The following is a 10,530-nucleotide window of genomic DNA, read 5'->3' as shown; positions in this document are numbered from 1 at the left end:
TATTTCGATATCAGGATAATTCTTATATAAATTTTACTAAATATTTATATAGTCTTGCAGCGGGTAACGCATCAGTTAATAAAACTATTGCAAAATTGATAGTGCAGCGTCAAATGATGCTTGTTGAATCTAAATGGGTAGATTTAATTAATAAGATGAAACAGCAAGGTGCAACGGTTTTAGGTCTTCAGGAAATAACGGCCCCATGTAATTTAATTGAAAATTATGAAGGATGGTTATATACCTTACTTTACGGACTCAATATTAATTTTACTAATAAAGTTAATGATAAAGATGTATTTAGATTTAATCCAAGCGATGCTGAAGCCCCTATTTTTTATTTAGGTATAATATTTACCGGTAATATAAATAGAGTAAAAGCTCTTATAGAGTTCTTAAAAATTATACCGAAACAACCTAAAAAAATAGTAATTTTTGCAAATAATAAAAAAGATTTAGAAAATATGGACTCTTATTTAAGTATGGTTGATATAGGATATTATGGAATTGAATATTTGGGATGGCAAATGTTACCGGGGTCACCTGATCATCAAATCGCTGAGTTGCAGCAATCTACGTTTTTAAATACCGGTCAGTGGTTAGAAGATGATACAGCTGCAAAGATGTTAAATAAATAATTATGAATGACAATTTAATTAATGCTTTAAAAGATTTAATTATTAATACCGGCAAGATTGCACTAGATATAAAAAAGGCAGGAATATTGACTGATATTAAATCAGATGGGTCAGTAGTCACTAATGCTGATAAGGAAATTAGTAAAATAATTTATCAAACTCTACAAACCTTAACCTCTCAAATAGCTATAGTATGTGAAGAGCAGCCGCTACCTATATTCAGCAGTGATACTTTTTGGTTAATCGATCCTATTGATGGGACATGGAGCTATGTAAACGGTAAAAGTACATATACGGTCAATATAGGGCTCATTGAAAACGGTTTTCCAACCATCGGCTTGATATATCACCCTGAAACAGCAAAGCTATATTATACCGATGTAAACGGTCAGTTAAAAATCGAACAGAATTCTAAAGAAATATTTGTTAATCATGAACCTAAACATGAAGAGCTTAATGCGGTAATAGGTTTTTATAATTCAAATAAAGCTACTAAAGAATTTTTAAGTAAGTATTCATTCAGTCAAATAAATGCAATAGGCAGTTCAATTAAACTATGCTTAATTGCTGAAGGAGCAGCTGATATATATCCAAAATTCGGTCAAACTATGGAATGGGACATAGCAGCAGGTCATGCTTTAATTAAAGCCGGTGGTGGTAATATTTTAGATACGCATGGACAAGAAATTACTTACGGTAAAGAAAGTTTCGCGAATCCTAATTTTTTCGCCTGTAGTAAATATTGGTTGGAAAGGGAGGCAAGATTGCATAGATAACTAGATCGTCATTGCGAGCAGCCGTAGGCTGCGTGGCAATCTCATGAAATAATAACAAACTCCTGAGATTGCTTCGTCAAAACTTGCAGTTTTTCCTCGCAATGATGAAAAAACTGATCCACGCAGGCACTGCCAAACTCGCATCAAACCAACTTCTTTAACTCATAAATTAACTCAAGTGCTTCTTTAGGGGATAGTTTATCAGGATCGATAGTGCTGAATTTTTTATCTAATTTGCTGCTTATAGTAGTCTTATTAGGTTCAAGATAAAACAAACTCAAATTATTTGATTCCGTTGATAAAATATTTTTTCCTTTACCTGTAGAAGTTTTTTCAAATTTAAGCAGAATCTGCTCAGCTCTGTTTATAACACTCGCAGGAAGACCGGCAAGAGCCGCAACATGAAGACCGTAGGACCTATCGGCAGCACCTGATATAATATTATGTAAAAATAGAATATCTTTACCTGACTCCTCAATAGCAATAGTATAATTTTGCAAAGCCGGCAGGAAATTACGCATAACGGTTAGCTCATGATAGTGCGTTGCAAATAAACAGCGACATTTCAGCTTATCATGAATATATTCAAGCACCGACCATGCTATAGATACCCCGTCATAAGTGGATGTGCCTCTACCTACCTCATCAAGTATGATTAGTGAGTTTTTTGTAGATTGAGCAAGAATTGCCGAGGTTTCAAGCATCTCTGCCATAAAGGTCGATTGTCCCTTAATTAAGTCATCGGTAGCACCTATTCGGCTAAATATTTTGTCGACTACCCCTATTTTAGCACTTTTTGCCGGCACAAAAGAACCTATTTGAGCAATGATTGCAATAATGGCGTTTTGACGTAAAAAAGTACTTTTACCTGCCATATTAGGACCGGTAATTAACCAAATACGCTCAAGCTCCGATAAATGACAATCATTATATACAAAGCTTTTGCTTTCTTGCTGTAGTGCTTTCTCTACTACAGGATGCCGTCCTTTAACGATATCAAAGCTTAAATCATTGGTAAACTCAGGCTTAACATAATCATATTCATCAGCGATGTAAGCAAAATTACAGAATACGTCAAGCCCGCTTAAGGAGCTTGCAAGCATTCGTAAATAGGAAGCTTTTTCGATTACTTGGCTACAAATATCCGCATATAATTCTTTTTCTAAGCTTATTATTAAGGTTTTAGCGTTGACTAACTCACTTTCAAGCTTTTGTAGTTCAGCAGTAGTGTAACGAACATGATTAACCGTTGTTTGACGGTGAATAAATTTGGGATCAAGGATTTTATTAACATTTTTGGCGGTGATATCGATAAAAAGTCCTATAACATTATTATGAGAGATTTTTAAACTGTCTATTCCCGTTTCTTTGCGATATTGATCTTTTAGCTTTTCAATATGTAATTTTCCGTTATTAATTAAATCATGTAATTGGGCTACTTTCGGATGATATTCATGTTTTATTATACCTCCGTCATTTAAATTATTCGGTGCATCTTCTTGTATTGTTTCGTCTATTAAATTATATAATTCTGCATCGCCTGATAGAGGTTTAATAATTTTTTCGATAAAATCAGGTAAATTAAAACCGTAAGCGTCAAAGAATACTCCTTTAATAATCGTTGCCGTTTCTAAAGTATATTTAATGCTAAGTAAATCACGACCTGAACTTCTGTTCATCGTAATACGTGTTAAGCAGCGTTCTATATCACTAGTTCTTTTTAGAAGTTCTCTAATTTTTTTTACTATTTCTAAGTTGGAATAAAAGAACTCAGTAATATTTAAACGATGATTTATTTTAGCAATGTTGGTTAAAGGACTTGAAAGAAAATTATATAGTAAACGTCCGCCTTGTTTAGTAACCGTATGATTAAGGGTGCTTAATAAACTTCCTTGTGAGCCGCCTTGTGAGTTTGTTACAATTTCAAGGTTGCGTCTAGTAGAGAAATCAATAGTCATATAGCTATGAAAATTGATAATTCTAGGGATTGGCAAATGAGGAATATTTTGTTTTTGCGTTAACGATAAATATTCTAAAACGCTACCTATGGCACAAATTTGACTACTAGATATCTCGCCGATTCCTTTAATATCTTTCATTTTATAAAAATCTAAAATGATTTTTTCGCATTTATTAATCGCAAAAAAACTATCAACTTGATAGGTAATACGAAAATTTAATTGTTTGAAAATACTATCCGCAAGATTAGAAGATCTCAGATTTTCGCTAAGCAGAATTTCACGAGGTTTTAAACGAGCCAGCTCATTAAGAATTTCCGTTTCCGGTACATTAACTACAACAATTTCGGAAGTAGAAAGATCAACATAACAAAGGCTAGCTGTTTCTTTATTTTTCGGTATTACGAGACTTGCTAAATAATTAGGTTCGGCTGAAGCAATTAAATTTTCTTCAATTATAGTTCCCGGAGTTATAATACGTGTAACATCCCTAGTAACTACCGCTTTATAACCGCCTCTATTCTTTGCTTCTTCAGGTGTTTCTAGTTGATCACAAATAGCAACCTTATAATTTTCTTCAATTAACTTAGTTAAATAATTCTCAAGGGCATGATAAGGTACTCCGCACATCGCAATTTCTTCTTTGCCGTTTTTGCCGCGCTTTGTTAAAGCAATGCCAAGTACATTGCTTGCTAGAATTGCATCTTCATAGAACATTTCATAAAAATCACCCATTCTAAATAGTAGTAAACAATCTAAATGAGCAAATTTAATGTCTAGATATTGCTGCATCATTTTCGTTGCAACATCGTAATTATATTTTTGTTTCAACTCTTGAAGATTCATATTAAGCAGCATAATTTATATTATAGTTTGGCTTTATTGCGCATGGATACCAAATCGTCATTGCGAGCGACTGCAAGGAGCGTGGCAATCTTATGAAATAGGTGCAAAATGCCTGAGATTGCCATGTCGAGGCTTTGCCTCTCCTCGCAATGACGGATAATAACAATGTTTAACAGTTTATACAACTATTTTATCTTTGATAGGCGGGTGCTATGTCTGCCGCCTTCAAATTGGGTAGTTAAAAACTTATCTATAATATCAAATACTATTTTTTGGTCTATGGTTTTTGCTCCGAGTATCAAGATATTAGCGTCATTATGAGCTTTAGCATTTTCGGCAGTTAATATATTGTTGCACAAAGCGGCTCTTATTTCCGAGCTACGATTCGCAGCTATAGACATACCAATCCCCGTATCACTAATTAAAATACCGATAGGTGCTGATTTTTCAATAATAATATCTACTACTTTCTTAGCATAATCAGGATAATCAACGGTTTGTGTATTATTTGTTCCGCAGTCATAAATCTTTAGAGATTTCTGCTCTAAATAATTGATAATTTCAGACTTAAGCTCATAACCTGAATGATCACTAGCTATGACAATATTATAAGTTTTCATAGTTAATTTTTTGATGGAAAATAATGATAAAAATTATATACTATGTAATATTTGTTTTCTAATGTAAATAATAGTTTTGTTAAATATATGAAATATCCTGTTGTACTTAGTATCGTTATATGTTTTTGTTTAGTTGCTTGTGTTGATCAGCCACCGGCTCCAATTGAGTATAAAGTAGGAGATGTTACTGCAAATAATAATTCTACCGAACTAGATCACGATGAGGGTTTGATAGTTCAAAGAACTATGGAAGACAATTCCGCGTCAGAAAAAGTTAGCGGTAGACTCGAAGAGCCAAAGGCAAAAATTATAGAAGATGATAATGATGATATTGAGATTCCTATGTCTCAGAATGAAGACAAAGATGAAGAAGCGATAGAACAATTAAACTTTGTAAAACCGTTAAATGGGGTAATTATTACCGAGTTTAAAGCCGGTAAAAGTAAAGGGATAGATATTGCAGCTAAAGAATATAGTGAAGTTAAATCGATAGCTGCAGGAACAGTAATATATTCAGGTTATAATAAGCAATTCGGTAATTTAGTAATAGTTAAATTAGATAAAGACGATCTAGAAGTAGCATATGCGAGTTTAGATGATTTATTACTGAAAAAAGGTGATAAAATTGCTAGAAATAGTGTTATCGGACATGTAGAACATGAATTATATTTTGCTATGCGTAAAAATAAAATAGCAGTTGATCCTAATAAGTATATAGAATTTTAAATGGAAGATGTTATTACTCTTACCAAATATGGTGAACCTCAAAATGTTATAGTAAGAAGGAGTAGCAAAGCTAAAAATATAGCCATCCGCATTACGTCTAAAGGTGCAGAGCTTGTATTACCTCTTAAGGTAAAGGCCGAAAAGGGTCATAATTTTTTGTTAAGTCAAGAATATTGGGTTAGGCAAAAATTACGTCGTAATGTAACTGCGATACCACAAGATGAAGATAAGATTTCTATTTTGGGTAAATCTTATGAAATAATACATATTGATTTGTCTAAAAATCAGATAAAATTAAATGATTCTACGTTAGAAGTGTATTGTAGTCAGGTACTAAAAAAACTTAGTATAGAAGTATTCCTTAAAAAGAAATTATTAGCAGAAATAAAAATAATAGTAGAGAATATATCTAAAAAACATAATTTGACTTATTCCAATATTAGAATAATGGAAAATGTTAGCCGTTGGGGGAGTTGTTGTAGCAAAGGGAATCTTGTTTTTAATTGGCAGGTAGTTTTTGCCCCCTTTGAAGTACTGAAATATTTAGTAGCTCATGAAATGGCACATTTAAAAGAAATGAACCATAGTAAAAATTTTTGGGAGCTAGTTGAGGATATATATCCCGAATACCAACCGGCAAAATTATGGCTAAAAAGAAATGGTAAGAATTTATATAGTTATTTGCCATAACTTTATGTCATTCCTGCAGAAGTGTATGGGTGTCAACTTAAGGATCGATGTCATTCCCGCGAAAGCGGGAATCCAATCCAATACTTTAAAGCTTTTTAAAAGTTCGATTTATCTCGCTTTACGCTGGATTCCTGCTTTCGCAGGAATGACATCGGAAAGGTTAATTTAAAGAAAAACATAAAGGATAAATAGAATGCATAACACCACAAAAAGAGTAACAGTCCCGGCACTTGAAGAAATCTTATATGAGCCTATAAAAGTGTTAGATTACGGTTTTATTAGAGTTATCGACTATATGGGGGATGATAGTGCTATAGTACAAGCAGCTCGTGTTTCTTACGGTAAGGGTACGAAGCAATTAAACCAAGATAAAGGGCTGATAAACTACTTGCTTCGTCATTATCATACCACTCCTTTTGAGATGTGTGATATCAAGTTCCATATTAAACTACCGATATTTATTGCAAGGCAATGGATTAGGCATAGAACAGCTAGCGTTAACGAATATTCGGCAAGGTATTCTATTTTAGGTAATGAATTTTATCTACCTGAACCGGCAAATATTGCTTCCCAATCTGCTGTAAATAAACAATGTAGGGAAGGGGATAGCTTACCGAAAGAAGTGGCTGAAAAGGTCCTTGCAATTTTAGAGGAAGATGCTAGACAGTGCTACGGGCATTATAAGGAACTGATGAATGCCGATGAAGAGGGTAATATTATAGATGAGAACGCCACAGGGATAGCAAGAGAGCTTGCTCGTATGAATTTAACTTTAAATTATTATACGGAATGGTATTGGAAGATTAATTTACATAATTTACTTCATTTTTTAAGATTGCGAGCCGACCCTCACGCTCAATATGAAATTAGAGTTTATGCTGAAAAGATGCTTGAGATAGTCAAAGCTTGGGTTCCTTTTGCTTACGAAGCTTTTGAAGAATATCGTTTGCAGGGAGCAAATATTTCACGTAAAGGTTTGGATGTAATTAAAAGAATGATAAACGGTGAAAAAGTTACCCATGAAACTAGTGATATGACTAAGAGAGAATGGGAAGAACTGATGAAGATTTTTGGGTAATGTATGTCATTCCTGCTTTCGCAGGAATGACATACAACAACCATAACGGAATTTGATAAAAACGAGTATTTTAAGTGAGAAATATTATATATTTTATACTATCACTATTATTTAGCTTTACCAGCTATGCACTTGAAACAATAAACATTGAGCATGGGCGAGCTGACCCGACACCTATAGCGGTCAATAAATTTGATGCCGATAATTCTGCCGCTGATGTATTAGGTCACGATATGGTTAAAGTTATCTCTAATGATTTAAAGCTTTCGGGGTTATTCCGTCCTATTTCTGCTGCCTCTTTTATAGAAGCGAAGACAGGAATAGAATATAAACCGCTTTTTGCTGCATGGCGTCACATGAATGCTAGTCTTTTAGTAAACGGTGAAGTTAAAAAACTAGAAAGCGGTAAATTTAAAGTTAGCTTTATATTATGGGATACGTTGCTTGAAAAACAGCTCGCCGGTGAAATTCTTGAAGTACCGGAAAATCTATGGAGAAGAGCAGCACATAAAATTGCCGATAAAATTTATGAAAAAATTACCGGTGATGCCGGTTATTTTGACACTAAAATAGTGTATGTATCAGAAAGCAGATCTTTACCGAAAATAAAAAGAATTGCTTTGATGGATTATGACGGGGCTAATAATAAATACCTTACCAACGGAAAGTCACTAGTCTTAACCCCAAGATTTGCTCGTTCAGCGGATAAGATTTTTTACGTTTCATATGCTACTAAAAGCAGAGCACTCGTTTATGAAAAAGATTTAAAAACAGGCAAAGAAAGTGTAGTAGGTGATTTCCCCGGTATATCTTTTGCTCCTAGATTCTCACCGGACGGTAGAAAAGCTGTAATGTCGATAGCTAAAAACGGTTCGACGCATATTTATGAAATCGACCTTGCTACTAAACGGCTTCATAAATTAACTGACGGATTCGGTATTAATACCTCTCCTAGCTATTCACCGGACGGTAAAAAAATTGTATATAACTCCGATAGAAACGGTGTGCCTCAATTATATATCATGAATTCAGATGGAAGTGACGTTCAGCGTATTAGTTTTGGCGGTGGTTCTTACGCAGCTCCCAGCTGGTCGCCTAGAGGAGACTATATAGCATTTACTAAGATTACTAGAGGAGACGGAGGAAAAACTTTTAATATCGGAATTATGAAAGCATGCACCCAAGATGATGAGAATAGTGAAAGGATAATAACAAGCGGATATTTAGTCGAAAGTCCTTGTTGGTCGCCTAACGGACGAGTTATTATGTTTGCTAAAGGTTGGCCGTCGAGAGCTAAAGCTCCGGGAAAAAACAAAATTTTTGCAATTGATATAACAGGTCATAATGAAAGAGAAATTATGACACCGGCAGATGCTTCTGATCCAGAATGGTCAGGTGTACTGAACTAATGTCATTTCTACGAAAGCATTGTTGGGCGGATCGTTTTTCCGTTGTCATACCGTGACTTGATCGCGGTATCCAGTTAAAAATACTATTAGTTGTTTTTGGATCCCGTGGCTTGACCACGGGATGACAGTCCAATAAGGCTTAAGCTACTTCTCTACTATGGTTTAAAATAAACTTCTTTATTTTTTCAAAAGCCGTATTTTCTATTTGTCTAATACGTTCCTTAGAAATATTATACTCATTGCTTAGAATATCTAGAGTTTTAGGAGTATCCGTTAATTTACGCTCTGTTAAAATACGAAGTTCCCTATCGTTTAAAATCTTCATAGCATTTGATAGTAACTGCCTTTTACTGGTAGAATTTTGCTTATTAATAGCCATAGCTTCAGGAGTAGGGCGTGTTTCCGGTAATAGTTCTATTAATTCCCCGGATTCTGCATCGTCACTATTTATAGAGTTATTTAACGATAAATCAGGACCTGAAATTCTAGTATTCATTTCAGAAACTTCATTAACCGAAACGCCTAGCTCATCTGCTATTTGTGCCAAATCATCGGTAGTAATAGCCCTTGAGTATAAATTAGTAATTTTATGCTTCACTTTATTAAGACTAAAAAATAATTTTTTTTGTGCGGCTGTTGTTCCCATCTTTACTAATGACCAAGATTTTAATATATATTCTTGTATGGCTGCTTTAATCCACCACATCGCATATGTTGATAGGCGAAAACCAAGTTCGGGATTGAATTTTTTTACTGCCTGCATTAAACCCATATTACCTTCTGAAACCAATTCGGTAATAGGAAGACCGTAAGTCCTATAGCCGCTTGCAATTTTTGCAACAAGTTTAAGATGGCTTGTTACTAATTTATGTGCAGCTTGTAAATCATTCCCTTCTAAATAGGATTTTGCTAATAACAATTCTTCTTCTTGCGTAAGTGAAGGAATTTTATTGATTTTCTGTAAGTAGCTATAAAATCCTGATTCGCTAGAAATTGCTAATGCATTAATATTATTAGTCATACTAACCTTAAAAACTATTTTTTTTATACTAACACATATATAATCTAAAATAAACTTTTTCTAGAGTATTTTTAAATAAAATCAAATAATGTCTAAAAAATCCAATAAAAATTTAGCTTTTTCCTTGCTGGGATTAATAATTAGTATGGTGTTACTCAGTTTTGCTTCCGTACCTATCTATAATTTATTTTGTAAAGTTACAGGATATGGTGGTACTACTGCAAAAGAAACGGTGAGTGTATATTCTAAGGTAAAAGGCACTAAGCCTATAATTATCGAGTTTGATGCTAATGTTGATAAAGATTTACCTTGGCGGTTTATTCCAAGGCAGCAAAGAGTGCAAATTGTTCCGGGGCAGAATACTCTAGTGTTCTATGAAACAGAGAATCTAAGCGATAACGATATAATAGGTACTTCCGTATATAATGTTACTCCAAATAAAGCAGGAAAATATTTCGTAAAAATTCATTGTTTTTGTTTTGAAGAACAATTATTAAAAGCCGGCGAAAAAGTCTTAATGCCGGTTACATTTTATATAGATAAGGATTTTGAGTTTGATCCTGAAATGCAAGACATTAAAGTACTTACTTTATCTTATAGTTTTTTTAAAGTACGAGAGACGTCGTCATTGCGAGGAAATTACGTAAGTAATTGACGAAGCAATCTCAGGAGTTTGTTATTATTTCATGAGATTGCCACGCTCTCTACGTTCGCTCGCAATGACGGCTTTGGAATTATGCAACAACACCGACTCATTGAGTATACTCG

At 34.0% G+C, this 10,530-nt stretch carries 10 protein-coding genes; 7 read left to right on the top strand and 3 right to left on the bottom strand.

From position 1 onward, the window contains the following. Nucleotides 1–638 (top strand): DUF2608 domain-containing protein (locus O6R16_RS06055; protein WP_499680431.1); only part of this gene is annotated, 638 nt, incomplete at its 5' end. Between the two features lie 2 nt (nt 639–640). Further along, on the top strand, nt 641–1,414 hold the full coding sequence (locus O6R16_RS06050) for a 3'(2'),5'-bisphosphate nucleotidase CysQ family protein (RefSeq protein ID WP_499680430.1): 774 nt from the start codon (nt 641–643) through the stop codon (nt 1,412–1,414). Between the two features lie 143 nt (nt 1,415–1,557). Here O6R16_RS06050 and mutS read toward each other — a convergent pair whose 3' ends face one another. Both mutS and rpiB read right to left on the bottom strand, forming a co-directional pair. Beyond that, complete coding sequence (gene mutS, locus O6R16_RS06045) at nt 1,558–4,218, bottom strand: DNA mismatch repair protein MutS (protein WP_499680429.1); 2,661 nt, start codon at nt 4,216–4,218, stop codon at nt 1,558–1,560. A gap of 185 nt (nt 4,219–4,403) precedes the next feature. Then, nucleotides 4,404–4,838 (bottom strand): ribose 5-phosphate isomerase B, encoded by a 435-nt coding sequence (rpiB, locus tag O6R16_RS06040; protein ID WP_010977056.1) that lies wholly within the window; start codon nt 4,836–4,838, stop codon nt 4,404–4,406. A 51-nt stretch (nt 4,839–4,889) separates the two neighbouring features. On the opposite strand from rpiB, the gene O6R16_RS06035 reads away from it, so the two are divergent. From O6R16_RS06035 to tolB, 4 genes are all read left to right on the top strand, one after another. After that, nucleotides 4,890–5,564 carry a murein hydrolase activator EnvC family protein gene (locus O6R16_RS06035; RefSeq protein WP_499680428.1) on the top strand — a complete coding sequence of 225 codons (675 nt, stop codon included), beginning with the start codon at nt 4,890–4,892 and terminating at the stop codon, nt 5,562–5,564. Continuing rightward, nucleotides 5,565–6,254 carry a M48 family metallopeptidase gene (locus O6R16_RS06030; RefSeq protein WP_499680427.1) on the top strand — a complete coding sequence of 230 codons (690 nt, stop codon included), beginning with the start codon at nt 5,565–5,567 and terminating at the stop codon, nt 6,252–6,254. 193 nt (nt 6,255–6,447) lie between these two features. Beyond that, a complete protein-coding gene (gene thyX / locus O6R16_RS06025; protein WP_014120663.1) occupies nt 6,448–7,332 on the top strand; it encodes an FAD-dependent thymidylate synthase in 885 nt (294 codons plus the stop codon). Nucleotides 7,333–7,406: 74 nt separating this feature from the next. Next, a complete protein-coding gene (gene tolB, locus O6R16_RS06020; RefSeq protein WP_499680426.1) occupies nt 7,407–8,741 on the top strand; it encodes a Tol-Pal system beta propeller repeat protein TolB in 1,335 nt (444 codons plus the stop codon). A gap of 139 nt (nt 8,742–8,880) precedes the next feature. On the opposite strand, the gene rpoH is transcribed toward tolB, so the two are convergent. Continuing rightward, nucleotides 8,881–9,762, bottom strand: a complete 882-nt coding sequence (gene rpoH, locus O6R16_RS06015) for an RNA polymerase sigma factor RpoH (RefSeq protein WP_499680425.1) — start codon at nt 9,760–9,762, stop codon at nt 8,881–8,883. An 88-nt stretch (nt 9,763–9,850) separates the two neighbouring features. Here rpoH and O6R16_RS06010 point away from each other — a divergent pair, with 88 nt between their 5' ends. Beyond that, the gene (locus O6R16_RS06010) at nt 9,851–10,417 is read left to right on the top strand and encodes a cytochrome c oxidase assembly protein (protein WP_499680424.1); all 567 of its coding nucleotides are present in this window, start codon (nt 9,851–9,853) and stop codon (nt 10,415–10,417) included. Nucleotides 10,418–10,530: the final 113 nt, after the last annotated feature.

Origin of the sequence: Candidatus Rickettsia tasmaniensis (assembly GCF_036857515.1) — a bacterium.
Lineage (GTDB): Bacteria > Pseudomonadota > Alphaproteobacteria > Rickettsiales > Rickettsiaceae > Rickettsia > Rickettsia rickettsii.
This window is presented reverse-complemented; position numbering and strand designations above follow the sequence as displayed.